Origin of the sequence: Novosphingobium sp. (assembly GCF_039595395.1) — a bacterium.
Taxonomy (GTDB): Bacteria; Pseudomonadota; Alphaproteobacteria; order Sphingomonadales; family Sphingomonadaceae; genus Novosphingobium.
This window is the reverse complement of record NZ_JBCNLP010000001.1, coordinates 59,379-83,239: the sequence shown is the minus strand read 5'-3', so window position 1 is coordinate 83,239 and position 23,861 is coordinate 59,379. Positions and strand designations below refer to the sequence as shown.

Sequence of the window (23,861 nt, the reverse complement as noted above, 5' to 3'; positions counted from 1 at the left end):
GTAAATGCGAGGGCCATCGCCCTCGCGCTCCCTTTACTGTCTTGGTTGCGCGCCAGCTAAGCGTTGCGCCCAGATTGAGGGCGCAGCAGGTGGCTGAAATTCCCTTGCGCAATCGTTTGAAATAGCGATTGATTGCCTGCGGTGCGATCCCATAACCCTTGTGGAGAGGCTGGGCAGAGCAACCGGGAGCCCTTGCCCATGCATCGCAAGGCATGCCGAGAGGGCATCGGCGTTAACCCTCGGCTTTCACCTTTTTCTGCCCCTTATCCCGTGATTCCCCGGATAATGGTTAAGCTGCCGATAACCGAATCTGTGCAATCCTTTGGCATCGACTCCGAAGCGGGATCTTTGGTGAGGGACTTGACGATCATGGCGACAACATCTTCTGCGCCACTGGCCATCGCGGAACTCCGTGAGTTTGCCGGTTTTACCCCTTGTGAACAGCGCTACATCAAGCGCAGCCTGGATGTGGGCCTCGGCCGCCAGGACGCGTTCAAGCTGTGGGCGCGTGATGTTGACGAAATCGGCAGCATCCGCAGCCAGTACGTCGCCTATCAGGATCTGAAGGTCCTGCGCAGCGCCGCCCCGACCGATGAAGGTTTCGAGGCGCTCGACAGCTATCTTGGCGCACTGATCCGTCTGGCGGCTTTCGATCTGGCTCAGGAGCGCCTCTCGGGCTTCTCGGCCTTCCGTTTCCTCTATGAGCGTTTGCTCGGCGCCACGGCCCGGCCATGGCTGCCCGCCGCGTTTTGCGCCGCCGCAGCCCTGCCGCAGATCCGCCCGGAGCGTCGCAAGAAGCTGCTCCAGTCGATCAGCGAGGCTGCTGCCACGGCGCCGGGTTGGTCGACCAAGGAACCGCAGTTCTTCCCCGAGTGGGTGGAGAAGGAAGCTGCTTAAGGTTTAAAAGGAAGGTGCGAGGGGGTTACCCCCTCGCGCTCCCATGACGTCTTCCGACGCACGAACAGCGGCACCCGAACGGCGTGCCCAAGCTCTCCACCAGCACAAGGAAAGGCGCCGCAGGCAGGCATGCCGAGGCGCCTTTTTTCGTTCAAAGGCCTGCGGCGCGGCAAGCTGGGCGCAAGGCCGAACCCGAAGCGCTACGTAGACATTAACGGGAGCGCGAGGGCGATGGCCCTCGCATTTCCTCTCTTCAAACCCCTTGAATCAGAAAACAAACTCCGCCTGCACCCAGATCTTGCGCGTATCCAGACCAAACCCCCGCGCCTCATACTGGGCAAATTTCAGCAACCAGTTGATCGGCTTGGTCGAAAACCCCAGCGAGGCGTTGATTTCCTTGCCGTAATGCGCCCCGCCCAGATCGGCATCGAACCAGTGATGCGCCACGGTATAGGTCAAGCGGGGCAGGGCTTTGACCTTGGGCAGCTTGCCCGTCAGAGTCACGGAATGGTCGCGCAGGCCATTGGCGGGGGTGGTCAGGAACATATCGGCCCAACCGTTGAACTTGTGCAGGCTGGAGAGCGGCGTCTGGAACGACCACGCCCCGCCTTGGGCCCCGGCATCGGCGCCCAGCACCTCACGGGTGAGGGTCAGCGTGTGCTGGCCCAGAGTCAGCGCGGGCTCGATGCTGGAATAGGTCGCGGCATAGGCGTTGGGGTTGCGGCCATAGCTGCTCTGCCACGCCACACTGCCTGCCAGAGCCAGCGAGGCGCCATGCCCCAGCGGCAGCGAGCCATTGGCGCGCAATCCATAGGTCTGCGAACTGTCCAGCTGGGCGCGGGCGCCGGGCTGATTCAGGAAAGGCGCGGCATCGTAATCCAGCAGATAGGCAAAGCCTTTCAGCGTGGCGCGCTTGGTGGCGATGCCGCCGTTCACGAAGGTGAAGTCGCCGCGCAGATGGGCGCGTGGGGCACCGTCGCCGCCGTTGACGGTGTTCTGGCGGATGGCGTGGGTCGCCTCCAGTTGCAGCGGGCCCCATGCGGTCTGCACGCGGGCGGCATCGAAGGTCTGCTCGGTCTGGCGCCAGGGGCCGTTGCCGACGAAGCGCTGATCGTCCAGCACGATGCGCTGGCGGCCTATCGTGACCGTCAGCGGCTTGGTGGCATAGCGCAGTTGCAGGCGGTTGAGCGCCACCGCCGAGCCATCGGCGATGGTGGCGCGGTGGGGGCGGTACTGGTCGCTGGGCGCGGCATAGGAAAAGCCGCTGAAGCCCGATCCGAAATGGGTGGTGCCGGTGCCCTCGGCCAGAAAGGAGATATGGCTGGGGGTGTGAGTCAGCTCGGCCCCGGCGCGCAGGCGCAGGCTTTCGGCATGGGCATCGCGGCTGGTGGCATCGACATCCTCCCAGCGCAGCCGGGCGTCGATGATCGGGGAGAGAGTCAGTTGCTCATCCAGCGCGATGGGGTGAGTCTGGGCCTGAACGCTGGTGGCGCAGGTCGTCAGAGACAGGGCGAGGATGGCAGGGCGAAAGCAAGTCATCCGCCCGCCCTGCCTGTGGGGTCTGTGGGGCTTCAAGCCCGATCGGAAGGCCGAAACGATTTGTCACGGATCAGCATTGTTCAGGCAAAGCGCTCAGGCAAAACGCTCAGGCAAATCGCCGGGCCCCGCCCACGCATAGAACCACGGCGGCGGTGGCGGCGATCATCGAGGGCGCCACTGTCTCGCCCAGGAAGAACGCCGAGAGGCCGAGGCCCATAAAGGGCTGCAAAAGCTGCAACTGCCCGATCCTGGCGATGCCGCCCAGCGCAAGTCCGCGATACCAAAAGATAAAACCCAGCAACATGGTGAAGACCGAAACATAGACCAGCCCGCCCCAGGCCATCATCGGCAAGCCGCTGAATGTCGCGGGCCAGGTCAGCGCGCCCAGCAGGGCCGCCACCGGAGAACACACCACCAGCGACCAACTGATCGCTTGCCACCCGCCGAGCCTGCGCGAGAGCACCGCGCCCTCGGCATAGGCCAGCCCGCAGAGCACCACGGCCACCACCATCAGCCCATCGCCCAGCACCGAGCCATCCGCGCCGCGATTGAGCGCAAAGCCCGCCACCGCGCCCGCGCCCGCCAGCGCAAAGACCCAGAAGGCGGGGTGAGGGCGCTCGCCGCCGCGCAGCACGCCGAAGATCGCGGTGGAGAGCGGCAGCAGCCCCAGAAACACCAGCGAGCGCCCCGCCGTGATATGCTGGAGCGCAAAGGCCGTCAGCAGCGGAAAGCCGATCACCGCCCCGCCCGCCACAATGGCCAGCGCGGGAAGATCGCTGCGTGCCGGGCGTTTCTGCCTCAGGGCCAGCAGCAAAAGCCCCCCGAGGGCAGCGGCAATCAGCGCGCGGGCAGCGGTGAGGAATATGGGGGAAAAGCCCATGATGGCGGCGCGCGTGGCGGGCATCGACCCGCTGAACAGCACCACCCCGATCATCCCGTTCACCCAGCCCGACGAGCTGACGCGCATTGTGTCCTCCTTAAAAAAAACCTGCGCTCTGGTTAGGGCGAGGGGGCTGGCGAACACAGGGACAGATCGATACAGTTGGCGTAATCTGTATCATCAGAAAGGCCCATACAGATGAGCGAAGCCCCACTCACCCGCACCCAATCGGTGATGGCCGCGATCCGCGCCCGTATCGAGGGGCGCATGCTGGGGGCAGGGGACAAGCTGCCCTCGATCCGCCGGCTGGCGGGCGCGATGGGCGTCTCCCCCGCCACGGTGGTCGAGGCTTATGACCGGCTGGTGGCGGAAGGGCTGATCCGCGCCGTGCCCAAATCGGGCTTTTTCGTCGCACGCCGGGGCGTGGCGCCGATGGCTCTGGCCGAACTGGCCCCGGCGCGCCCGCCCGAGATCGATCCTTTCTGGGTCTCACGCCAGGCGCTCGATACGCCGGAGGACACGATCAAGCCCGGCTGCGGCTGGATGCCCGCCGCGATGATGCCTCAGGAACCCCTGCGCCGCGCCATGCGCGAGGTGCTGCGCGGTGCCGACAGCCTGCTCACCGATTACGGCAGTACGCGGGGCAATCCGGCGCTGCGCCGTCATCTGGCGCTGGGCTTTGCGGGCGAGGGGCTGGTGGTGGATGTCGACCAGATCATGCTGACGGCCTCGGGCACGCAGGCGATCGATCTGATCTGCCGCTTCCTGCTGCGCCCCGGCGACACGGTGCTGGTGGATGATCCCTGCTATTTCAACTTTCAGGCCTTGCTCACGGCGCATCAGGCGCGGATCGTCAGCGTACCCTACACCGCCACCGGCCCCGATGTGGCGGTAATGGAGCAACTGGTGCAGGCCGAGCGGCCCCGGCTCTACATCACCAATTCGGCGCTGCATAATCCCACCGGCGCCAGCCTGTCGCCGCGCGTGGCGCATCGTGTGCTGGGCATCGCGGCCAGCGTGGGCATGACCATCGTGGAAGACGACATCTTCGCCGATTTCGAAAGCCAGCCCTCGCCGCGTCTGGCGGTGCTGGACGGGCTGGTCGATGTGATCCGTATCGGCAGCTTTTCCAAGACGCTCTCGGCCGCCGCGCGCTGCGGCTATATTGCGGCGCGGCCCGATTGGGTGGATGCGCTGGTCGATCTGCAGGTGGCGACCAATTTCGGCGGGCCCAGCCCGGTGGCCAGCGCGGTGGTGGCGCATGTGCTTTCCAGCGGCACCTATCGCAAGCATATGGACGATCTGCGCCGCAAGCTCACCCGGTTGCGCGGCGAGGTCGTCGCCAAGCTGACGGCTTTGGGCATCGAGCCATGGCTGATGCCTCAGGGCGGCTTCTATGTGTGGTGTCGCCTGCCCGAGGGCGTGGAGTCGCGCGGCCTTGCCCGCGCCGGGCTGGAGCGGGGGCTGGTGCTGGCTCCGGGCAATGTCTTCAGCCCCAGCGAAACGGCGGAACGCTTTATGCGCTTCAACGCCACGCAGATGCCGGACCGGGCATTTGACGTATTAGCGGGCCTGCTATCGGCGTAATGATATAAAATTTCATCATAGGGACTGGCCTTCCTAGCCATCGTGATATAACGTCACATTCATTCGCGGCGGAAACAATCGGTCCGACCGTGCGGAGCTTGGGGGGGCATCCGCGCGGACGATGCTCCGCGCGCCGCGAAGATGTGAACAAGGGAGTTTCTATGCGTTCGATTCACCTGGCCGGCGCGGCCGTTCTGGCGCTGGCCTATGCCGGTGCAGCCCCGATGGCGCTTGCCGATACGGCGACCGATGCCGCCACCACCGAGTCCGGCAGCCCCACCACGCACGGCAATGACATCATCGTCACCGCGACTCCCTTCGGCCATACCGCCGACGAAACCCCCACGCTCTCCACCAAAGTGAATGCCGACCAGATCCTCGCCGCCGGCGGCGCCAGCATTGGCGATGCGTTGCGCGATGTGCCCGGCGTCTCGGTCAGCGGCTTTGCGGCGGGCGCCAGCCGCCCGATCATCCGCGGCATGGACGCGGCCCGCGTGCGCCTGCTGGAAGACGGCACCAGCTCCTCGGACGTCTCCGACATCGGCCCCGACCATGGCATTCCCATCGACCCGCTCGCCGCACGCAGCATCGAGGTGGTGCGCGGCGCCGCCACCTTGCGTTACGGCAGTCAGGCGATCGGCGGCGTGGTCAACACGCTGAACAACCGCGTGCCCATGAGCCTGCCCGACAAGGCCTTCAGCGCCGAGGCCACCGTGGCTCACACCACCATCAATGATTCCAACGAGGCTTCGGGTCTGGTCGATGGCAAGGTCGGCAATCTGGCGCTGCATGCCGATGGCTTCTTTCGCCACAGCGACGATTACGGCACGCCCGATGGCGTTCAGACCAACAGCTTCTTCCACGGACGCGGCGGTTCGGTTGGCGGCTCCTACTTCCTGGGCGGCGGCGACAGCCATGTCGGCCTGGCGGTGACGCATTACGATGCGCAATATGGCATCCCCAGCGACACCACCTTCATCGACATGCGCCAGACCAAGATCATGAGCCGCAACAGCTTCGATCTGGGCACCGGCCTGCTCAAGACGCTGAATGTCGACGGCAGCTATGCCAATTACACCCATGACGAGAAGAACCCGGACGGTTCGATCAACACCACCTTCAAGAACAAGGAAGGCAATGCCCGCGCCGAGCTGCTGCTCAACCGCATCGGTGCGGTGCGCAACACGGCCGTGGGCTTCGAGTATCAGCACCGCGATTTCTCTGCCATTGGCGAGGACAGCTCCTACCTCAATCCGGCGACCAGCGAGAATGTCGCGGGCTATGTCTTCACCGAGGTCGAGCTGGCCAAGGCGCTGCATCTGGAAGCCAGCGGCCGCGTCGAGCATGTCAGCGTGACGGGCACGCCCTCCACCGATGTGTTCACCAGGCGCAGCTACACGCCGGTCAGCGGCGCGATCGGCGCGCTGTTCACCGCCACGGAAGGCGTGAAGCTGGGCCTGAACTTCTCCAGCACGGGGCGCGCCCCGGCGCTGACCGAGCTGTTCGCGCGCGGCGGGCATGATGGCCCGCAGACCTTCGAGACGGGCGATCCGAATCTGAAGATCGAGCGCGCCAACTCGCTGGAGCTGAGCCTGCGCATCCGCAAGGGCCCCTTCCGCTTCGACGGCAGCCTCTACAACACCTGGTACAAGAACTACATCTATGGCGATCTGACCGGCCGCACCTGCGACGACGATGGCGATTGCATCGTGGGTGACAGCGAGGAGTTGCGCGAGGTGATCTACCGCCAGCAGGGCGCGCGTTTCCGTGGTCTTGAGGCGCAGGCCACCTATGATCTGCTGCAAGGTCCTTCGGGCACGCTGACCGCCAAGGTGCTGGGCGATTACACCCGCGCCACGCTGGACAGCGGCAGCAATGTGCCGCGCATTCCGCCCTATCGCGTCGGCGGCGGGCTGAACTGGCAGAGCAAGCTGGTGGATGCCGGGGTGACCTTCATCCACTACGGCCGTCAGGACAAGTTCGGCGATTTCGACACCGCCACCGCCGGCTACAACTCGCTGAGCGCTCAGGCGGCGGTGCGGCCCTTCAAGCAATATCCCGGCGTTGAGCTGGCCCTGATCGGCCAGAATCTGACCAATGACGTTCAACGCCTCGCCACCTCCTTCAACAAGGATCTGGTGATGATGCCCGGTCGCTCCCTGCGTGTCGTGCTGAAGGTCGCAACCTTCTAAGGCGCGAGCGCAGTACCATGAGCCGGGGCGGAGAGATGGTCGCACCCCGCCCCGGCTCATTCCTTTAAGGTGCGGGTTTTACCCCGCGCGGCAGTTTCATGGCGATGAGGATCAGCCGACCGTTGATCTGGCTGAACCAATGCGGGGTGCCTTCGGGCACGATCAGCATATCGCCCTTGGTGACCTGACGTGTGCTGCCCCCGATGATGCCCGTTGCGGCCAGCTGGGTCGGGCCGGTGCGATGGGCGTCTTGCAGCGTGCCGCCGGTGATCAGCGTGCCGCTGCCATCCACCACCTGAAAATACTCCGCCTCGGCTTCATGGATGGCGGCTCCGGACGGGGCCTGACGATATTCCAGCGTGGCGCGATAGCTGCCCAGCCCAATCAGTGGCTGGGCAACGATCGGCTGATCCGGCTTGATGCGTGAAGCGAGCAGGGCGATGGTCTGCTCGATCCCGGCCTGATTCATGAAGAGGCCGGGTGGAGCGCCCTCCTGCGCCATGGCGGGTGTTGCGATCGCGGCCAAAGCCGCCAGCCAGAACCGGTGTTTCCCACGCATGCCTATCCCCCTTTTGTGATGCTGGGCGGACTATGCCAGATCGGCGGCGGGCAGCAAGAATCAGTGCTGCGCGGCCCATGGCGCGGCGGAGAGATGCTTGGCCAGAAACTCGATCAGCACCCGCACCCGCGCCGGACGCAACTGCCCCGGCGGCGTCACCAGATGCAGCGCGATATCGGGGATGCGCCAGTCGGGCAGCACCTCGACCAGAGCGCCGCTGGCCAGATGCTCCCACACCATGAAATCGGGCTGCAGGGCCATGCCCTGCCCGGCGAGCAGGGCAGGGGCCAGGGCATCGGCATTGTTGGCACCCAGTCGCCCCTTGATGGTCACCATATAGTCGCCCTGCGTGGCATGGCTGAAGCGCCATGTGCCCGGGGCCTCCAGATTGGTGTAGAGCAGCCCGGTATGGCCTGAGAGATCGCGCGGATGGGCAGGAGCCCCGTGTTCCGCCAGATAGGCAGGGCTGGCCACCAGCGGACGGCGCACGGTGCACAGGCGCCGCGCGCGCAAGGATGAATCCTCCAGCCCGCCGATGCGCAGCACCACATCGTGCCCGCCGCCGACCACATCGACCAGCGAATCGGACAGGTCCACATCCACATTCACCTGCGGAAAAGCGCCCAGAAACTCCGGCAGGATCGGGGCGACATGGCGCAGGCCAAAGCTCATCGGCACCGCCAGACGCACGAGGCCGCGCGGCGTATCGCCCTCGGCGCTGGCCTGTGCTTCGGCGGCTTCGCCATCGGCAAGGATGCGGCGGGCCTTGTCGAGCACGCCGCGCCCGCTTTCGGTCAGCGCCAGGCGGCGGCTGGTGCGGTGGAGCAAGGGCACGCCAAGCCGGGCTTCCAGCCGCGTGACGGCCTTGGAAACCGTGGGCTTGGACAGCCCCAGCGCTTCGGCGGCGGCGGCGAAAGAGCCGGTGTCCACCACGCGGGCGAAGATCGCCCAGGCTTCAAGATCGGGCAGCATTGATAAAATTCCTTCACCGGTATCATTCTATCATTGCCATTTCTTTCCTCCGCGCAATCTCTAAATTGGCCTCAACAGCCGCAGAGACACTCTGGCGGCACGGAGATACCCCATGATCGAACTGCGCCCCTTCGCTTCCATCGGCCATGCCAACCATGGCTGGCTCGATGCCCGCCACCACTTCTCCTTCGCCGATTATTACGAGCCCGACCGCATGCACTGGGGCAACCTGCGCGTGTGGAATGACGACACCATCGCGGCCAAGAGCGGCTTTCCCCCGCACCCTCACCGCGACATGGAAATCATCACCTATGTCCGCAAGGGCGCGATCAGCCACCGCGACTCGCTGGGCAACCAGGGCCGCACCGAGGCGGGCGACGTTCAGGTGATGAGCGCGGGCACCGGCATCACCCATGCCGAATACAATCTGGAGGATGAGACCACCACGCTGTTCCAGATCTGGATCCAGCCCACCCGCACCGGCGAGCAGCCGAGCTGGGGCGCCCGCCAGTTCCCCAAGGGCGAGCGCGCCGGTCAACTGGTGGTGCTGGCCAGCGGTTACGGCGACGATGGCGATGCCCTGCCGATCCGCACCGAGGCCCGCATCGTGGGCGGCACCATCCGCGCCGGTGAAACGGTCGATTACGTGCTGGGCACCGAGCGCAAAGGCTACCTTGTCCCCGCCACCGGCGCGATCGAGGTCAATGGCGTGAAGGCCAACACCCGCGACGGTGTGGCCATCGCCGAGGTCGAAACGATCAGCATCACCGCCCTTGAAGATGCCGAGATCGTTCTGGTCGATACGCTGTAATATCCCCCGGCGCGGAGGCCCCCGACTCCACGCCACCCTTTTTCTCCACCCACGGAGTAGCCCGCCATGAGCCTGTCCCCCGCTGAAAACCCCGTCGATTCGGTCATCCTGCCCCCGGTGCGCGATCTGGGTGACGGCTTCTCCGTCCGCCGCGCGCTGCCCAGCCCCAACCGGCGCATGGTCGGCCCCTTCATCTTCTTCGATCAGATGGGCCCGGCGGCCTTCTCGGGTGAGCAGGCTCTGGATGTGCGCCCGCACCCCCATATCGGCCTCGCCACGGTGACCTTCCTGCTCGATGGCGAGATCATGCACCGCGACTCGCTGGGCAGCCTGCAGGCGATCCGCCCCGGCGAGGTCAACTGGATGACGGCGGGCAGCGGCATCGTCCATTCCGAGCGCACGCCTGACAATCAGCGCGGCGTGGGTGGCAGCTTGTTCGGTCTGCAGACCTGGGTGGCCCTGCCTAAAAAGCACGAGGAAACCGCCCCCTCCTTCCGCCATTACAAGGCCGACGAGATCCCCGTTGCCGAGGACAAGGGCGCCAAGCTGACACTGATCGCGGGCACCGCCGATGGGCTGACCTCCCCGGTCGAGACCTTCTCGGACATGATCTATGGCGATCTGATGCTGGCCCCCGGCGCGCGTTACGCCTTCGCCCGTGATCATGTGGAGCGCGCGGTCTATGTCGTCTCCGGTTCGCTGCGGATCGAGGGGCAGGAAGGCTCCTTCGGTCAGACCCAGCTTGTGGTGCTGAAACCGGGCGCCGAAGTGGTGCTGACCACCGAAGAACACACCCGCCTGATGCTGGTGGGCGGCGAACCCTTCCCCGAAAAGCGCTATATCTACTGGAACTTCGTCTCCTCCGACGCAGACCGCATCGAGCAGGCCAAGGAAGACTGGCGCGAGGACCGCTTCGCCCATGTGCCCGGCGAGGACGAATTCATCCCGCTGCCCCCCGACGTCCCCGGCGTGAAGCTGAAGTAAGGAGCCCGTGCCATGGCCGAGACCCACACCCCCAACGCCAGCGCCACCTCCACCGGCGCCGGCCTGTTCCAGAGCCAGCTCGACATCGCCGGAACCCCGCTGATCGCTGATGAGCCGGTGGATCTGGGTGGTCTTGGCACCGGCCCCGGGCCTTACGATCTGCTCTCCGCCGCACTGGCCACCTGCACCACCATGACGCTGCGCTTTTACGCCCAGCGCAAGGGTTGGGACATCGGCGAGGTCAGCACCCACGTCACCCACCATCGCGACGCCAAGCAAAGCCCCGCCGACCGTTTCGAGCGCTCGATCACGCTGGCGTCCGGTCTGGATGCGGCGACCCGCGAGGAACTGCTCTCGATCGCCAACCGTTGCCCGGTCCACAAGACCCTGACCGCCGGTTCCGCCGTCAACACCGCCCTTGTGGGAGACGCATGATGAGCACCCTGACTCGCGAAGACTGGCTGGCGGCGTCCATCGGCGCTCAGGACTTTCAGCGCTACGGCTGCCGTCAGCCGAGCGTTCCACGTGAAACGCTTGGGTTTTTTGGGCAGCTGGTGACGTGGGTGTTCGGGGAAGGGGATGCGCCCCGGCCTCTGGCTCATCCCCGGTTGGAGGCTTTGCGCCGGTTTGCCTGTGCCACGCGCGCCGGGCATCAGCCGGGCGTGGCTCTGGTGAGCGAATTGCACCGGTTGGGCGTGCAGCCCAAGCATCTGGCAGCGATTGAAGGTTTTTTGATGGTTTAATCGTTTTTAGGTTCAAAAGGGAAATGCGAGGGGGTTACCCCCTCGCGCTCCCATAATGTCTCCCGACGATAGAGCAGTGGCGCCGAATTGTTGCGCCCAGCCTTTCCACCTGCACTACTTAAAGGCGCCGCAGGCAGGAATGCAGTGGCGCCTTTTTTCGTTCAAAGGCCTGCGGCGCGGCAAACTGAGCGCAAGGCCGAACCCTGTACGCAACGCAGACATTAAAGGGAGCGCGAGGGCGATGGCCCTCGCATCTTCTCTTCTTTCTTACCGATTATAAAGCGCATCCAACCGCGCCCCATACCGCTCCTTCAGCTTATGGCGCCGGATCTTCATCGAGGGGGTCATTTCCTCATTGTCGATGGCGAAGGGTTCATCCGCAAAAGCGAACTGGCGCACCTTTTCCACCACGGACAGATCGGCATTCACCCGGTCCATCGCCTCGCGCACGGCGGCGCGGAAGGCGGGGTCGCCTTGCAGGGCCTTGATATCGAAGGGAACATGGTTGGTTTGTGCCCAATCCAGCGTCCATTCGCAATCGGGTACGATCAGGCCCACCACATAGGGACGGCGGTCGCCGATCACCATGGCCTGCGCGATTTCCGGCTGCAAGGTCAGCATGCCCTCGACGCGCTGGGGCGAGATGTTGTCGCCCTTGTCGTTGACGATCATGTCCTTTTTGCGGTCGGTGATCTTGATGCGCCCGGCGGAATCGATCAGCCCGATGTCGCCGGTATGCAGCCAGGGGCCCTTTTCCGGTTCGGCGGGGTCGATCTTGAGGACCTTGGCGGTTTCGGCGTCATTGCGCCAATAGCCATGCATCACCAGCTCGCCGCGGACCAGAATCTCGCCGTCTTCGGCAATGCGGATTTCGGTGTCGTGCAGGGGCGGGCCGACGGTGTCCATGCGGATGCCCGCGCTGGGCCGGTTGACGGCGGCGACGGGCGCGCATTCGGTCTGGCCATAACCTTGCAGCAGAGTCAGCCCCATGGCCTGGAAGAACAGGCCGATCTCCGGGTTGAGCGGCGCGCCGCCCGAAACCAGCGCCTTCATCCGCCCGCCGAAGCGCGCGCGGACCTTGGGGCGCAGCGTGCGGTCCAGCACGGCCTCTAGGATCGGATCGCTGAGGTGCTTTTTGCCCTCGGCGCGGCGCGAGGCCAGATCGATGGCCTTGTCCATCAGATAGTTGGGCAGGCGGCCCTGCTTCTCGATGCCCTTGATGATGCGGGTGCGCAGCACCTCGAACAGGCGGGGGACCACCACCATGATGGTGGGGCGGATTTCCTCGATGTTGGCGCCAAGCTTTTCCAGCCCTTCCGCATAGGCGATCTGGCCGCCCATGCCGATGGGGAGGAATTGCCCGCCGGTATGCTCATAGGCGTGGCTGAGCGGCAGGAAGGACAGAAACACCTCATCACCCCAGCCGAAGTCCTCGGCCAGAATGCGCGCGGCGCCCGCCACATTGTGCAGGATGGCGCCGTGATGCTGCATCACCCCGCGCGGGGCGCCGCCCGTGCCGCTGGTGTAGATGATACAAGCGGTGTCAGCGCGGCCGATGGTTGCGATGCGGGCTTCCACCGCCTTGCGCGCGGCCTCGGCATCGCCTTCCAGCAGCGAATCCCAGTCGTGATAGTTGAGCGCGCCCGCCTGAGTCGCCCCCAGCGGCTCCATGCCGATCACATGCCGCCCATGGCCGGAGCGCAGCACGGCGGGCAGCAGCGTCTTGCCCAGCTTCGCGCCCGAGACGATCACCGCGCAGGCGCCGGAATTTTCCAGAATATGGGTATGATCACGCTCAGTGTTGGTGATGTAGGTCGGCACGGTGACGCAGCCTGCCGCCATGATCGCCAGATCGGCAATCGCCCACTCCGGGCGGTTCTCCGACACCAGCATCACCGGATCGCCACGGTGCAGGCCAAGCCTTATCAGCCCTTCCGCCAGCAGGCAGACCTTTTGTGCGGTGTCCTTCCAACTGATCGACTGCCACTGCCCGTTGCGTTTGGCGCGCAGGAAAGGCGCATCGCCCTTCTCGTCCGCGCGGGCCAGAAACAGCGCGACCAGATTCGGTGTGGCGGTAAATTCGGTAAGCTGCACGGTAATGATCCTATCCCCCTTGGTTTGAGGTTTTAGGAGCGTGGGAAGGGGGTGGCAAGTAAGGGGAAGATGCGAGGGGATTATCCCCTCGCGCTCCCATAACGTCTCCCGGCGATGGGTTGGCGCTGTCGGTGGCCTTACTGTTGCAACTCTTGAACTGTGCCTGGGTTGCGCCGCAGGCAGGATTGTTTGGCGCTGTGCAGGGTGTTGAAAGCCTGCGGCGCCGCGACGTTGCTCCATGGCCGAACCCGTGGCGCCACGTAGACATTAAAGGGAGCGCGAGGGCGATGGCCCTCGCATTTCCTCTTTTACTTTCCCGTCCCCACAGCGTCCTGAATCGAGACAAACCCGTCCCGACGCATCAGCTCCAGCAGCCCCTTGTTGATGGCCCGCGCGATTCCCGGCCCTTCATAGACCATCGCGCTGTAGAGCTGCACCAGCGAGGCCCCTGCGCGAATCCGCGCCCATGCATCCGCGGCATTGGCAATCCCGCCCACGCCGATCAATGGCACCGCGCCGCCCGTGGCCTTGCGGAAATCGGCGATGCGCTGCTGGGCCATATCGCGCAGCGGCGCGCCCGACAGGCCACCGGTCTCGCCCGCGTGGGGGCTGCGCAGGGCAGGCCGCTCGATGGTGGTGTTGCTGACGATCAGCGCGCCGAGTTGCTTGTCGATGGCGATGCGGGCGATGGCATCGACATCGGCGGGCTGCAGATCGGGCGCGACCTTCAGGAAGACGGGCGGGCGGTGGCCGGTCTCGTCGCGGGCTGCGATCACGCCGTCGAGCAATTCCTCCAGCGCGGCGGGGTCCTGCAGGGCGCGCAGACCGGGCGTGTTGGGGCTGGAGACGTTCACCGCCAGATAGGAGGCCAGCGGGGCGAACATCTGCGCCCCCGTGGCGTAATCGGCGATGCGATCGGTGGCATCCTTGTTGGCGCCGATGTTGATGCCCAGAACGCCGCCGCGATGGCGACGTTCGGCGAGGCGCGCGTGAGCGGCCTGCGCGCCGCCATTGTTGAAGCCCATGCGGTTGATGACGGCGCGGTCCTCCACCAGGCGGAACAGACGGGGTTTCGGATTGCCGGACTGGGGCAGGGGGGTGATTGACCCGACCTCGGCAAAGCCGAAGCCCAGACCCAGCAGGGCGTCGGGCACCTCGCCATCCTTGTCGAAGCCTGCGGCCATGCCGACGGGGTTGGGGAAGGCTAGGCCCGCCACATTGCTGGCCAGCGCCGGATCGCTGACGGGCGGACGGGTCGTGCCGCCGTTGCGCAACACGTTCAGCGCCAATCCGTGCGCTTTCTCGGCGTCGAGTCGGAACAGCAGGGGGCGGATCAGCGCATAGGCGGCGGGGCTCAGGGTCATGGGGTGCCTATGGCAAGGCGGGGCTTTCCTGTCGATGGCCCAGATTGTGCCGGAGATTCTGATGGTGGATGGCCGGCAACAACGGCCTATCGCAGATTACCTAGGGACTCATCGCAGGTCGTGACGGATCCTTACAATTATTTGTTCATCTTGCCGCCTAACTCGGGTTTGCGACCCGAAGGGCTCGACGGTTTTTACCGCGAGACCTCGAACTTGATGGCGGCCTCCTTTCCAGCGCTTGCGCGGCAAAGGGGCCGCCTTTTTTCTTGGCCATCAGCGGCTTGTTTGCGGCTTTCGTCTGATGCACGGCGGCCACAGCGAGGATTCCTGTGCCCATGCATAGCTTTGCCCCCATTGCGCGAAGAAAAGACTGGGCCTAGGGGGCTCGAAATCGGAACGATTCGATCTTATTTAGATCCCGAAGCGTTTCGAGCCGTTTTTTCCAGCCCAGCGGGGTGCCCACATGCGTTTGTCCAGCATGGCTGATTATGCCGTGGTTGCCATGACGGCAGCGGCGCGCCATGGCGACACCGCCGTGGCGGGCGCCAAGCGCTCATCGATGAACGCCGCGCTGCTGGCCGAGGAATCGGGCCTGCCCGCGCCCACGGTGCAGAAGCTGGTGAGTCGGCTGGTGGCTGCCGGGCTGCTGCGCTCCACGCGCGGGGCGGGCGGCGGGCTGGCGCTGGCGCGCACGGCGGACACGATCTCGCTGGCCGAGATCGTGGAAGCTGTCGAAGGGCCGATCGCGCTGACTCCTTGCGTGGACAAGGGGCGGGCCGATTGCCTGCTGGAACCGGGCTGTGCGGTGCGTCCGCATTGGCCGATCGTGAATGAGGCGCTGCGTGGAGCGCTGGCCAGTGTGCCGCTGAGTCGGCTGGCCGCGTTGCATGAAGCGGAACATGAGGCAGTCGTGGCAAATGTCGCGACGATGGAGTTGAGCGAATGAGCGAGCAGAGTGTGCCCGAAGCCGAGGTCGTCGAGATCCGCGATCAGGCCGCGCGCGATGCGGCGGCCCGCGTGGCCGAGTATGAACACGGCTGGTCCTCCGACATCGAGCAGGAATATGGCCCCAAGGGCCTGTCGGAAGACACCGTGCGCTATATCTCGGCCAAGAAGGACGAGCCCGAGTGGATGCTCGAATGGCGCCTGAAGGCTTATCGCCACTGGCTGACCATGCCCATGCCCGACTGGGCCAAGCTGAACATCCCGCCGATCGATTATCAGGCCGCCTATTACTGGGCCGCGCCCAAGACCAAGGATGGCCCCAAGTCGCTGGACGAGGTCGATCCCGAGATTCTGCGCGTCTATGAAAAGCTGGGCATCCCGCTGGAGGAGCAGAAGGTGCTCGCCGGGGTTGAGGGTGCGCGCAAGGTCGCGGTGGATGCGGTGTTCGATTCGGTTTCAGTCGCCACCACCTTCCGCAAGGAGCTTGAGGCGGCGGGCGTGATCTTCCGCAGCATCAGCGAGGCCATCCGCGAGTACCCCGAACTGGTGCGCAAGTGGCTCGGCAAGGTCGTGCCCATGGGCGACAATTACTTTTCGGCGCTGAATTGCGCGGTCTTTTCCGACGGCACCTTCGTCTATGTGCCCGAGGGTGTGCGTTGCCCGATGGAGCTCTCCACCTATTTCCGCATCAACGCGGAAAACACCGGCCAGTTCGAGCGCACGCTGATCGTCTGCGACAAGGGCGCCTATGTTTCCTATCTGGAAGGCTGCACCGCCCCCCAGCGCGACGAAAACCAGCTTCACGCCGCCGTGGTGGAACTGGTCGCGCTCGACGATGCCGAGATCAAATATTCCACCGTCCAGAACTGGTATCCCGGCGATGCGCAGGGCAAGGGCGGCATCTACAATTTCGTCACCAAGCGCGCGCTGTGCCAGGGCAAGCGCAGCAAGGTGAGCTGGACCCAGGTGGAAACCGGCAGCGCCATCACCTGGAAGTATCCGTCCTGCGTGCTGAACGGCGAGGACAGCGTGGGCGAGTTCTACTCGGTCGCCGTCACCAACAACCATCAGCAGGCCGACACCGGCACCAAGATGATCCACAATGGCAAGGGCAGCCGCTCCACCATTGTCAGCAAGGGCATCAGCGCGGGCAAGTCGCAGAACACCTATCGCGGCATGGTCCGCGTGGCGGCCAATGCCGAGGGCGTGCGCAACTTTACCCAGTGCGACAGCCTGCTGCTGGGCAAGGAGTGCGGCGCGCATACCGTGCCCTATATCGAGGTGCGCAACCCCAGCGCCACCATCGAGCATGAGGCCACCACCAGCAAGATCTCCGACGACCAGCTGTTCTACGCCATGCAGCGCGGGCTGGATCAGGAGGCCTCGGTGGCGCTGATCGTCAATGGTTTCGCCAAGGAGGTGCTGCAGCAGCTGCCCATGGAATTCGCCGTGGAAGCGCAGAAGCTGCTGGGCATCAGCCTTGAGGGGAGCGTGGGCTAAACCCACTGCCACCCGTTTGTTTTCAGCCCGTTAAAAGGCCTATTTTGACCATGTTGCAGATTTCCGATCTTCACGCCACCGTCGCGGACAAGCCGATCCTCAAGGGTCTGTCGCTCACCATCAACGCCGGTGAGGTGCATGCCATCATGGGCCCCAATGGCGCGGGCAAGTCCACGCTGGGCTACACGCTGGGCGGCCGTCCGGGCTATGAAGTCACCGGCGGCTCGGCCACGCTGGAGGGCGCCGACCTGCTGGAGATGGCGCCGCATGAGCGTGCCGCCGCCGGGCTCTTTCTGGGCTTCCAGTATCCGGTGGAAATCCCCGGCGTCTCCAACCTGCAGTTCCTGCGCGAGGCACTCAACGCCCAGCGCAAGGGGCGCGGTGAGGCTCCGCTCTCGGGCGGCGAGTTCCTGAAGATCGCGCGCGAAAAGTCGGCGCTGCTCAAGATGGATATGGAGATGCTCAAGCGTCCCGTGAACGTCGGTTTCTCGGGCGGCGAGAAGAAGCGCGCCGAGATGGTGCAAATGGGCATCCTCGACCCCAAGCTGGCGATTCTCGACGAGACCGACTCGGGCCTCGATATCGACGCCCTGCGCATCTGCGGTGAGGGCATCAACGCCATCATGCGCCGCCCCGACAAGGCCGTGCTGCTGATTACCCATTATCAGCGCCTGCTCGATTACGTGAAGCCCGATTTCGTCCACGTTCTGGCCGGTGGCCGCATCGTGAAGAGCGGGGGCCCCGAACTGGCGCATGAACTCGAAGAGCGCGGCTATGAGGCTGTCGAGGGAGCCACCGCATGATCGTGCTGGCGGCCCTGCTGGCCCTTCAGGGCTTTACCGCCGACGCCGGGGAGGCGCCCAAATCGGCGGCGCAGACCATGGCTCAGGCGGCGGACACCGAGGCCGGTACCGATCTGTCGGCGCTGGAGAAGAAGCTGGAGGTCTGGAAGGGCCGTTGGGGCTACAATGACGGCAAGTTCGGCTGCGAAACCCGCAACTCCAGTGGCGATTCGGCGGTGGATTCGGTCGGCTGTCAGGCGCTGATGGCATGCCTGAGCCCCGAGGAAACCCGCCTCAACGCGATCGCTCAGGGCGCCGGTGATGACCGGACCCGTGGCGCCGAAATGCAGGCGATCGTCGCCAAGGCACAGCCCTGCATCGCCGAGAAGCGCCATCAGGGTCTGATCGCTCTGGCCCAGCTCCGTAATTTTGGTGGAGGCGTGAAGTGAGCGCTGTGGCTGACATTCTGCCGACCCGTGCCGAAGAAGATTGGCGCTATGCCGATGTGAAGGCATTGGCCGATCTGTGGCCGCTGCCCGAGCGTGAAACCGTCACCGTTCCGGCTGGCGGCACCTTTGCGCGCTCCATTGTGCAGACCGAAGGCGGCGTGACCCGCCTGTCGCTGGTGCTGGAAGCCAAGGCCAGCGCTGCGCTGCATGTGCTGAACGCCGGTGGCCCCTATGCCCGCGTCGAGATCGATGTGCTGCTGCATGAGGGCGCCGATTTCACGTTGGGCGGCGCGCAATTGGCGCAGAGCGGCCAGACGGTGGAGATCGTCACCAAGGTTACCCATGCTCATCCCGATGCTGTCAGCCGCCAATTGGTGCGCTCGGTGGCGGGCGGGCAGGGCACCGTCACCTATCTGGGCAAGGTCAAGGTCGAGCCCGGCGCGGACGGCACCGATGGCGAGCAGAGCGTGCGCGCCATGCTGCTGGACCGCACCGCCACGGCCAACGCCAAGCCCGAGCTGGAAATCTACGCCGACGATGTGAAGTGCGCCCATGGCTGCGCCGTGGGTGAGCTGGACGCCAATGGGCTGTTCTATCTCGCCGCGCGCGGGCTTCCGCCTGCGCAGGCCAAGGCGCTGATGCTCTCGGCCTTTATCGCCGAGGCTTTCGATGGCGCCGAGGAAGGCGACCATCTGCAGTCGCTGGCGCAGAAGCTGCTGGAGGACGCGCTGTGAGCCGTTCGCTCGCCGAGATCCGCGCCGACTTTCCGGGCCTGAAAACCCGCGAGGGCGGCGTGTGGCATTACCTCGACAGCGGGGCCACGGCGCAGAAGCCTAGGCAAGTGATCGATACCATGGCCCGCGCGATGGGGGCGGATTACGCCACCGTCCATCGCGGCGTCTATGCCCGCAGCGCCGAGATGACTCTGGCCTATGAGGCGGCGCGCCGCACCATCGCCAGTTTCATCGGCGGCGACGAGCATGAGATCGTCTTCACCCGCGGCGCCACCGAGGCGATCAATCTGGTCGCCCAGAGCTGGGGCGCGACGAATCTGAAGGCGGGCGACCGCATCCTGCTGTCCACGCTGGAGCATCACTCGAACATCGTGCCGTGGCAGATCCTGCGCGAGCGGATCGGTTTCGAGATCGATGTCTGCCCGCTGACCGAGGATGGCCGCATCGATCTGGATGCTGCCGAAAAGCTGCTGACTCCGGCGTACAAGCTGGTGTCGCTGGCGCATGTCTCCAACGTGCTGGGCAGCGTGCTGGATGTGGAGCGCGCCGTGGCGCTGGCCAAGTCGGTCGGTGCCAAGGTGCTGATCGATGGTTGCCAGGCCGTGCCGCGCCTGAAGGTCGATGTCGCCGCGCTGGGCTGCGATTTCTACGTCTTTTCCGCGCACAAGCTCTACGGCCCCACCGGCATCGGCGCGCTCTGGGCGAAGGCCGAGATTCTCGACGCCATGCCGCCATGGCAAGGCGGCGGTTCGATGATCGACCGCGTGACCTTCGAAAAGACCACCTGGGCCCCCGCGCCCACCCGTTTCGAGGCAGGCACCCCCGCCATCGTCGAGGCGATCGGCTTTGCCGAGGCGGTCGATTACATTGAGGCCATCGGACTGGATGCCATCCATGCCCATGAGCTCTCGCTGGTGGACACGCTGCGTGGCGAGCTGCGCGCCTTCAACTCGATCCGCCTGTTCGGGCCCGATCATTCGGCGGGCATCGTTTCTTTTTCCATGGACGGGGTGCATCCGCACGACCTCGGCACTATCTTGGATGAGGAAGGCGTGGCGATCCGCGCCGGGCATCATTGCGCCCAGCCTTTGATGGACCATCTGGGCGTGCCCGCCACCGCCCGCGCCAGCTTTGGCCTTTACAGCGATGACAGTGATATTGCCGCTCTGCTGCGCGGCATCGAGCGAACCAAGAGGATTTTCGGATGAGCACGCCCGCAGCCGGAAACGGCGCCCCCCGCTTCACCGTGGAAGAGGTTGACGCTGCCCCCACCCCGCCGCGCGCGCGGGTGGAGGATGTGACGCCCGCCCCCGAGGAAACCCCGGCCGAGATGCTGGAGCGCAAGCGCGACTACCTCGACGGTTTCCTCAGCCAGCAGCCCACCGGCATGGCGCCCAACGAGCCGGGCGGCGCGCTGTATGAGGCGGTGGTCGATGCGCTGAAAGAGATCTACGACCCGGAAATCCCGGTCAACATCTATGAGCTGGGCCTGATCTATGGCGTGGACATCACGCCCGATGGCGCGGTGGCGATCACCATGACCTTGACCACCCCGCATTGCCCGGTGGCCGAATCGATGCCGGGCGAGGTCGAACTGCGCGTCGCCAGCGTGCCCGGCATTCGCGAGGCCGAGGTCAATCTGGTGTGGGACCCCGCCTGGGATCCGGCCAAGATGAGCGATGAAGCCCGCCTCGAACTGGGGATGCTGTGACATGAGCGAAGTCGAAACCAAGGTCCGTCGCGCCCGCCCCGCCGCCGTCACGCTGACGGCCACGGCGGAAGCGCGCATCGCCCATCTGATGGCGAGCGCCCCCGAAGGTTCGGTGGGCGTGAAGCTGTCCACGCCGCGCCGGGGCTGTTCGGGTCTGGCCTATTCGGTGGATTATGTCAGCGCGGCCAACGCTTTCGACGAGAAGATCGAGACGCCGGGCGGCGTGCTCTTCATCGATGGGGCCAGCGTGCTGTATCTGGTGGGCTCGGTGATGGACTGGGTGGAGGACGATTTCACCGCCGGTTTCGTCTTCAACAATCCCAATGCCAAGGGTAGCTGCGGCTGCGGTGAGAGTTTCACGGTTTAAGGTTAAGGTTCAAACCTCAGGCGAGAGTCCCTCATCACTCTCGCCCGCAGCGATCAGGCGCCGGTCATCAGGCGCTCGTCATTCTCTGTGATCGCTTCGGAATCCACCAGCCTGATCTGCATCTCCTGCTGCCGCAGATAGGCCAGTAAAGCCGCCGGCACCGCCCGCGCCTTCACACAGCATTGCCGCAGCAGCGCCAGGGCGGCAGGCGAACTCGCCCCGCCCTCATCGATCCGGGCCAGCAGCCAGTGCGACTTTGTGTCGTCCATCACGCCTGCAGGCGCGCGTTGCTCCACCAGCCAGGTCGAGATCGTCTCGCCCAGAAATTCCACCCACTCCGGGGAAGGCGAGCGCACATGCATGTTGATCGCCAGCAGCGCCTCGGCATCGTCAGGGCTCATGCCTGGCCTGTGCGGGTCGGCGGGGCGGCCCAGAGTGCTATGACTCGGGCAGCGATTCGTCTCGTTCATCCCGTGCGTCCTTTCGGTTGCGCCCCCAGCGCCGAGATGACGGGTAAACCCTTGCCGCAGAGTGAACCAAAAATTCAGCTACTTCGCGGGCCTGCGACGATTAGCGACGCTTCAGCGCCGCCACGCAGGCCGCCCGGTCCACATCGCGCGCATCGGTGCCGCGCCGCGCATCGACATAGGACGCGCGCGGCGCCTGACCCGGCGCTGGCGGATAGAGATAGACATCGAGCACGCAGGCATTGCCGCTGAACTGCAGCTTGTGCGCGTCGCCCTCCACCACATCGAGCCGGGGCGGGCCGAACAGGCGCTGCAACTCGGGCGCGCTGGCCCCGATCACGCCCTGCAGTCCCGGCAGCGACTGCACATGCGCGGCCGGCGGCGGCGTGCGCGTGATGGCGGCAGGCGGCGTGGCGGTGGTGCCCGGACGATGCGGCGGGCGCTGGATGGAGACAGGCCGCGTCTGCTCGGTGCCGCAAGCGGCCAGAAAGGCGAGCAGGGGCAGGACGAGCAGCGAGCGATTACCGGGCAGGATCATGGCGCATCTGATGGACCGGGCACGCCGGGCGGTCAATTGCCCCGCTGCGGGCGGCGTCGCGCCCTCGGGCCGCTTTGTCGCCCCATCTTTGGCTTCATCTTTCCATTGCCCTTGTTTGCGGGCATCGCTAGGCGCCGAACGTTTGTTGCTCGTTTTGTTTGACCGCGTTTTCGCCAGATGCCGCATGCTGATGCCCGGCCCGAAGACGCTCCACCGAAAGGCCCTTTGATGACCCAGCCCACCACCGATGTCATCGCCATCGGCAATGCCATTGTCGATGTGATGGCCCCCTGCGCCGACGAGCTGATCGCTCAACTGGGCCTGTCGCGCGGCGGCATGACCCTGGTCGATGCCGATCAGGCCAAGGTTCTCTACGACGCCATGGGCCCGGCGCGCGAAATCTCCGGCGGTTCGGCGGCCAACACGCTGGCCGGTCTGGCTCTGCTGGGCGCGAAGTGCGCCTTCATCGGCCAGGTCGCGCAAGACCAGCTGGGCGAGGTCTTCGCCCATGACATCCGCTCTGGCGGCATCTCGTTCGACACGCCCGTCGGCCCCGCCAGCCCGCCCACCGGCCGCTGCCTGATCTTCGTGACGCCCGACGGCCAGCGCACCATGAACACCTTCCTGGGTGCCAGCCAGTTCCTGCCCGCCAGCGCGCTGGACGACAAGGCCATCGCCGACGCGCAGGTCCTCTACCTCGAAGGCTACCTCTGGGACCCCGAGGAACCCCGCAACGCCATGCGCCGCGCCATCGCCGCCGCCAAGAACGCCGGTCGCAAGGTGGCCTTCACCCTCTCGGCCGTCTTCGTGATCGACCGCCACCGCGACGATTTCAACGCCCTGATCAACGAGGGCCTGATCGACATCCTCTTCGCGAATGAGGAAGAACTCGCCGCCCTGACCGGTCTGGAAGATTGCCACGAGGGCCTCGCCTCGCTGACCGGCAAGGTGCCCACGGTGGTCGTGACGCGCGGCTCGCAGGGCGCGCTGGCCGTGTCCGAAGGGCAGCAGGCGCAGGTCGCGGCTCAGCCGATCGAGCGCGTGGTGGATACCACCGGCGCGGGCGATCTCTTTGCCTCGGGCTTCCTCTTCGGTTTCGTGCGTGGGCGTTCGCTGGAGGAATGCCTGACCCTGGGTTCGGTCTGCGCGGCCGAGATCATCAGCCATTTCGGCGCCCGGCCCGAGGTGGATCTGAAGGCCTTGGTTTCCGAGAAGATCGGGGCTTAAGGTTTTAAGGGAAGGTGCGAGGGGGTTACCCCCTCGCGCTCCCATAACGTCTTCCGACGAGAGGGCAGGGGCGCCGCAATGGAGCGCCTCGGCTCTCCACCTGCGCCAGCTAAAGCGCCGCAGGCAGTGAATCTTCTTTAAAGGCCTGCGGCGCGGCAAGCTGGGCGCAACGCCGAACCCGATGCGCAACGCCGACAATTAAAGGGAGCGCGAGGGCGATGGCCCTCGCATCTATTTTTTCCTTTAACCCCTTAAACACCCGGAGCCTCTACCGTCCTGCCGTTCAAGCATAGTACGCCTGAGCGCAGGAGGCAGAACCATGGCCATTTCCACGAGTGCGGTGACATCGGGCACGGTCACCCGCATCCAGTATGATTCGCAGCCGCAACAGCTCCGTCAGCAGCCCGAGCAGAAGACTCAGGCGCAGAAGGAGCAGGAGAGTCCGGCCCCGAGCTACAACAGCGATCTCAACCTGCCGAATGACGGGACCGGGGCCAGCTACAGCTTCCTCGTTTAACG

25 protein-coding genes are annotated in these 23,861 nt (G+C 65.3%); 17 read left to right on the top strand and 8 right to left on the bottom strand.

Annotated features, from left to right (window positions below):
* Positions 1 to 369: 369 nt before the first annotated feature.
* A complete protein-coding gene (locus ABDW49_RS00430) occupies positions 370 to 897 on the top strand; it encodes a hypothetical protein (RefSeq protein WP_343608857.1) in 528 nt (175 codons plus the stop codon).
* A 267-nt stretch (positions 898 to 1,164) separates the two neighbouring features.
* Here the strand turns inward: ABDW49_RS00430 and ABDW49_RS00425 are convergent, their stop codons facing one another.
* Together ABDW49_RS00425 and ABDW49_RS00420 are read right to left on the bottom strand one after the other, a co-directional pair.
* Positions 1,165 to 2,436, bottom strand: a complete 1,272-nt coding sequence (locus ABDW49_RS00425) for an alginate export family protein (protein WP_343608855.1) — start codon at positions 2,434 to 2,436, stop codon at positions 1,165 to 1,167.
* 106 nt (positions 2,437 to 2,542) lie between these two features.
* Positions 2,543 to 3,403 carry a DMT family transporter gene (locus tag ABDW49_RS00420; protein ID WP_343608853.1) on the bottom strand — a complete coding sequence of 287 codons (861 nt, stop codon included), beginning with the start codon at positions 3,401 to 3,403 and terminating at the stop codon, positions 2,543 to 2,545.
* Positions 3,404 to 3,514: 111 nt separating this feature from the next.
* On the opposite strand from ABDW49_RS00420, the gene ABDW49_RS00415 reads away from it, so the two are divergent.
* Complete coding sequence (locus ABDW49_RS00415; protein ID WP_343608851.1) at positions 3,515 to 4,903, top strand: PLP-dependent aminotransferase family protein; 1,389 nt, start codon at positions 3,515 to 3,517, stop codon at positions 4,901 to 4,903.
* Positions 4,904 to 5,064: 161 nt separating this feature from the next.
* A complete protein-coding gene (locus ABDW49_RS00410; protein ID WP_343608850.1) occupies positions 5,065 to 7,095 on the top strand; it encodes a TonB-dependent receptor in 2,031 nt (676 codons plus the stop codon).
* Between the two features lie 64 nt (positions 7,096 to 7,159).
* Here the strand turns inward: ABDW49_RS00410 and ABDW49_RS00405 are convergent, their stop codons facing one another.
* Together ABDW49_RS00405 and ABDW49_RS00400 are read right to left on the bottom strand one after the other, a co-directional pair.
* Positions 7,160 to 7,654, bottom strand: coding sequence for a hypothetical protein (locus tag ABDW49_RS00405; RefSeq protein ID WP_343608848.1), 495 nt, complete (start codon positions 7,652 to 7,654; stop codon positions 7,160 to 7,162).
* Positions 7,655 to 7,714: 60 nt separating this feature from the next.
* Positions 7,715 to 8,626: a LysR family transcriptional regulator gene (locus ABDW49_RS00400; protein ID WP_343608846.1), complete on the bottom strand. Its 912-nt coding sequence runs from the start codon at positions 8,624 to 8,626 to the stop codon at positions 7,715 to 7,717.
* A 112-nt stretch (positions 8,627 to 8,738) separates the two neighbouring features.
* On the opposite strand from ABDW49_RS00400, the gene ABDW49_RS00395 reads away from it, so the two are divergent.
* The 4 genes from ABDW49_RS00395 (at position 8,739) to ABDW49_RS00380 (ending at position 11,164) form a co-directional block, all read left to right on the top strand.
* Positions 8,739 to 9,437, top strand: coding sequence for a pirin family protein (locus ABDW49_RS00395; protein WP_068088204.1), 699 nt, complete (start codon positions 8,739 to 8,741; stop codon positions 9,435 to 9,437).
* 66 nt (positions 9,438 to 9,503) lie between these two features.
* Positions 9,504 to 10,421 carry a pirin family protein gene (locus ABDW49_RS00390; RefSeq protein ID WP_343608843.1) on the top strand — a complete coding sequence of 306 codons (918 nt, stop codon included), beginning with the start codon at positions 9,504 to 9,506 and terminating at the stop codon, positions 10,419 to 10,421.
* Between the two features lie 12 nt (positions 10,422 to 10,433).
* The gene (locus ABDW49_RS00385) at positions 10,434 to 10,856 is read left to right on the top strand and encodes an OsmC family protein (RefSeq protein ID WP_343608841.1); all 423 of its coding nucleotides are present in this window, start codon (positions 10,434 to 10,436) and stop codon (positions 10,854 to 10,856) included.
* The gene (locus tag ABDW49_RS00380) at positions 10,853 to 11,164 is read left to right on the top strand and encodes a hypothetical protein (RefSeq protein ID WP_343608839.1); all 312 of its coding nucleotides are present in this window, start codon (positions 10,853 to 10,855) and stop codon (positions 11,162 to 11,164) included. Before ABDW49_RS00385 ends, ABDW49_RS00380 begins: the two co-directional genes overlap by 4 nt.
* A gap of 267 nt (positions 11,165 to 11,431) precedes the next feature.
* On the opposite strand, the gene ABDW49_RS00375 is transcribed toward ABDW49_RS00380, so the two are convergent.
* Both ABDW49_RS00375 and ABDW49_RS00370 read right to left on the bottom strand, forming a co-directional pair.
* Positions 11,432 to 13,258, bottom strand: a complete 1,827-nt coding sequence (locus ABDW49_RS00375) for an AMP-dependent synthetase/ligase (protein WP_343608838.1) — start codon at positions 13,256 to 13,258, stop codon at positions 11,432 to 11,434.
* A gap of 308 nt (positions 13,259 to 13,566) precedes the next feature.
* Positions 13,567 to 14,622, bottom strand: coding sequence for a quinone-dependent dihydroorotate dehydrogenase (locus ABDW49_RS00370; protein WP_343608837.1), 1,056 nt, complete (start codon positions 14,620 to 14,622; stop codon positions 13,567 to 13,569).
* A gap of 463 nt (positions 14,623 to 15,085) precedes the next feature.
* Between ABDW49_RS00370 and ABDW49_RS00365 the strand changes: the two genes are divergently transcribed.
* The 8 genes from ABDW49_RS00365 to ABDW49_RS00330 are packed head-to-tail and all read left to right on the top strand — an operon-like array spanning position 15,086 to position 21,110.
* Positions 15,086 to 15,568, top strand: coding sequence for an Rrf2 family transcriptional regulator (locus ABDW49_RS00365; RefSeq protein ID WP_343608835.1), 483 nt, complete (start codon positions 15,086 to 15,088; stop codon positions 15,566 to 15,568).
* Positions 15,565 to 17,067 (top strand): Fe-S cluster assembly protein SufB, encoded by a 1,503-nt coding sequence (sufB, locus tag ABDW49_RS00360; protein WP_343608834.1) that lies wholly within the window; start codon positions 15,565 to 15,567, stop codon positions 17,065 to 17,067. The genes ABDW49_RS00365 and sufB overlap by 4 nt, the downstream gene beginning before the upstream one ends.
* Before the next feature lie 50 nt (positions 17,068 to 17,117).
* Entirely contained in the window at positions 17,118 to 17,870 is a 753-nt protein-coding gene (gene sufC, locus ABDW49_RS00355) for a Fe-S cluster assembly ATPase SufC (protein ID WP_343608833.1), read from the top strand.
* Complete coding sequence (locus ABDW49_RS00350; RefSeq protein WP_343608832.1) at positions 17,867 to 18,298, top strand: hypothetical protein; 432 nt, start codon at positions 17,867 to 17,869, stop codon at positions 18,296 to 18,298. The genes sufC and ABDW49_RS00350 overlap by 4 nt, the downstream gene beginning before the upstream one ends.
* The gene (locus tag ABDW49_RS00345) at positions 18,295 to 19,032 is read left to right on the top strand and encodes a SufD family Fe-S cluster assembly protein (RefSeq protein WP_343608830.1); all 738 of its coding nucleotides are present in this window, start codon (positions 18,295 to 18,297) and stop codon (positions 19,030 to 19,032) included. Before ABDW49_RS00350 ends, ABDW49_RS00345 begins: the two co-directional genes overlap by 4 nt.
* Positions 19,029 to 20,240 carry a cysteine desulfurase gene (locus tag ABDW49_RS00340; protein ID WP_343608828.1) on the top strand — a complete coding sequence of 404 codons (1,212 nt, stop codon included), beginning with the start codon at positions 19,029 to 19,031 and terminating at the stop codon, positions 20,238 to 20,240. The genes ABDW49_RS00345 and ABDW49_RS00340 overlap by 4 nt, the downstream gene beginning before the upstream one ends.
* Positions 20,237 to 20,743: an SUF system Fe-S cluster assembly protein gene (locus ABDW49_RS00335; RefSeq protein ID WP_343608826.1), complete on the top strand. Its 507-nt coding sequence runs from the start codon at positions 20,237 to 20,239 to the stop codon at positions 20,741 to 20,743. The genes ABDW49_RS00340 and ABDW49_RS00335 overlap by 4 nt, the downstream gene beginning before the upstream one ends.
* Before the next feature lies 1 nt (position 20,744).
* Positions 20,745 to 21,110, top strand: coding sequence for an iron-sulfur cluster assembly accessory protein (locus ABDW49_RS00330; protein WP_343608824.1), 366 nt, complete (start codon positions 20,745 to 20,747; stop codon positions 21,108 to 21,110).
* Positions 21,111 to 21,163: 53 nt separating this feature from the next.
* Here ABDW49_RS00330 and ABDW49_RS00325 read toward each other — a convergent pair whose 3' ends face one another.
* Positions 21,164 to 21,511: a hypothetical protein gene (locus ABDW49_RS00325; protein WP_343608822.1), complete on the bottom strand. Its 348-nt coding sequence runs from the start codon at positions 21,509 to 21,511 to the stop codon at positions 21,164 to 21,166.
* A 169-nt stretch (positions 21,512 to 21,680) separates the two neighbouring features.
* Complete coding sequence (locus tag ABDW49_RS00320) at positions 21,681 to 22,115, bottom strand: hypothetical protein (RefSeq protein ID WP_343608821.1); 435 nt, start codon at positions 22,113 to 22,115, stop codon at positions 21,681 to 21,683.
* Between the two features lie 228 nt (positions 22,116 to 22,343).
* Between ABDW49_RS00320 and ABDW49_RS00315 the strand changes: the two genes are divergently transcribed.
* Both ABDW49_RS00315 and ABDW49_RS00310 read left to right on the top strand, forming a co-directional pair.
* The gene (locus ABDW49_RS00315; protein WP_343608819.1) at positions 22,344 to 23,342 is read left to right on the top strand and encodes an adenosine kinase; all 999 of its coding nucleotides are present in this window, start codon (positions 22,344 to 22,346) and stop codon (positions 23,340 to 23,342) included.
* A 319-nt stretch (positions 23,343 to 23,661) separates the two neighbouring features.
* A complete protein-coding gene (locus tag ABDW49_RS00310) occupies positions 23,662 to 23,859 on the top strand; it encodes a hypothetical protein (protein WP_343608817.1) in 198 nt (65 codons plus the stop codon).
* Positions 23,860 to 23,861 lie beyond the last annotated feature (2 nt).

Coding starts and splice junctions, on each gene's coding strand:
- ABDW49_RS00430 (WP_343608857.1), top strand. CDS start 370: ATGGCGACAACATCTTCTGCGCCACTGGCCATCGCGGAACTCCGTGAG.
- ABDW49_RS00425 (WP_343608855.1), bottom strand. CDS start 2,436: ATGACTTGCTTTCGCCCTGCCATCCTCGCCCTGTCTCTGACGACCTGC.
- ABDW49_RS00420 (WP_343608853.1), bottom strand. CDS start 3,403: ATGCGCGTCAGCTCGTCGGGCTGGGTGAACGGGATGATCGGGGTGGTG.
- ABDW49_RS00415 (WP_343608851.1), top strand. CDS start 3,515: ATGAGCGAAGCCCCACTCACCCGCACCCAATCGGTGATGGCCGCGATC.
- ABDW49_RS00410 (WP_343608850.1), top strand. CDS start 5,065: ATGCGTTCGATTCACCTGGCCGGCGCGGCCGTTCTGGCGCTGGCCTAT.
- ABDW49_RS00405 (WP_343608848.1), bottom strand. CDS start 7,654: ATGCGTGGGAAACACCGGTTCTGGCTGGCGGCTTTGGCCGCGATCGCA.
- ABDW49_RS00400 (WP_343608846.1), bottom strand. CDS start 8,626: ATGCTGCCCGATCTTGAAGCCTGGGCGATCTTCGCCCGCGTGGTGGAC.
- ABDW49_RS00395 (WP_068088204.1), top strand. CDS start 8,739: ATGATCGAACTGCGCCCCTTCGCTTCCATCGGCCATGCCAACCATGGC.
- ABDW49_RS00390 (WP_343608843.1), top strand. CDS start 9,504: ATGAGCCTGTCCCCCGCTGAAAACCCCGTCGATTCGGTCATCCTGCCC.
- ABDW49_RS00385 (WP_343608841.1), top strand. CDS start 10,434: ATGGCCGAGACCCACACCCCCAACGCCAGCGCCACCTCCACCGGCGCC.
- ABDW49_RS00380 (WP_343608839.1), top strand. CDS start 10,853: ATGATGAGCACCCTGACTCGCGAAGACTGGCTGGCGGCGTCCATCGGC.
- ABDW49_RS00370 (WP_343608837.1), bottom strand. CDS start 14,622: ATGACCCTGAGCCCCGCCGCCTATGCGCTGATCCGCCCCCTGCTGTTC.
- ABDW49_RS00365 (WP_343608835.1), top strand. CDS start 15,086: ATGCGTTTGTCCAGCATGGCTGATTATGCCGTGGTTGCCATGACGGCA.
- sufB (WP_343608834.1), top strand. CDS start 15,565: ATGAGCGAGCAGAGTGTGCCCGAAGCCGAGGTCGTCGAGATCCGCGAT.
- sufC (WP_343608833.1), top strand. CDS start 17,118: ATGTTGCAGATTTCCGATCTTCACGCCACCGTCGCGGACAAGCCGATC.
- ABDW49_RS00350 (WP_343608832.1), top strand. CDS start 17,867: ATGATCGTGCTGGCGGCCCTGCTGGCCCTTCAGGGCTTTACCGCCGAC.
- ABDW49_RS00335 (WP_343608826.1), top strand. CDS start 20,237: ATGAGCACGCCCGCAGCCGGAAACGGCGCCCCCCGCTTCACCGTGGAA.
- ABDW49_RS00330 (WP_343608824.1), top strand. CDS start 20,745: ATGAGCGAAGTCGAAACCAAGGTCCGTCGCGCCCGCCCCGCCGCCGTC.
- ABDW49_RS00325 (WP_343608822.1), bottom strand. CDS start 21,511: ATGAGCCCTGACGATGCCGAGGCGCTGCTGGCGATCAACATGCATGTG.
- ABDW49_RS00320 (WP_343608821.1), bottom strand. CDS start 22,115: ATGATCCTGCCCGGTAATCGCTCGCTGCTCGTCCTGCCCCTGCTCGCC.
- ABDW49_RS00315 (WP_343608819.1), top strand. CDS start 22,344: ATGACCCAGCCCACCACCGATGTCATCGCCATCGGCAATGCCATTGTC.
- ABDW49_RS00310 (WP_343608817.1), top strand. CDS start 23,662: ATGGCCATTTCCACGAGTGCGGTGACATCGGGCACGGTCACCCGCATC.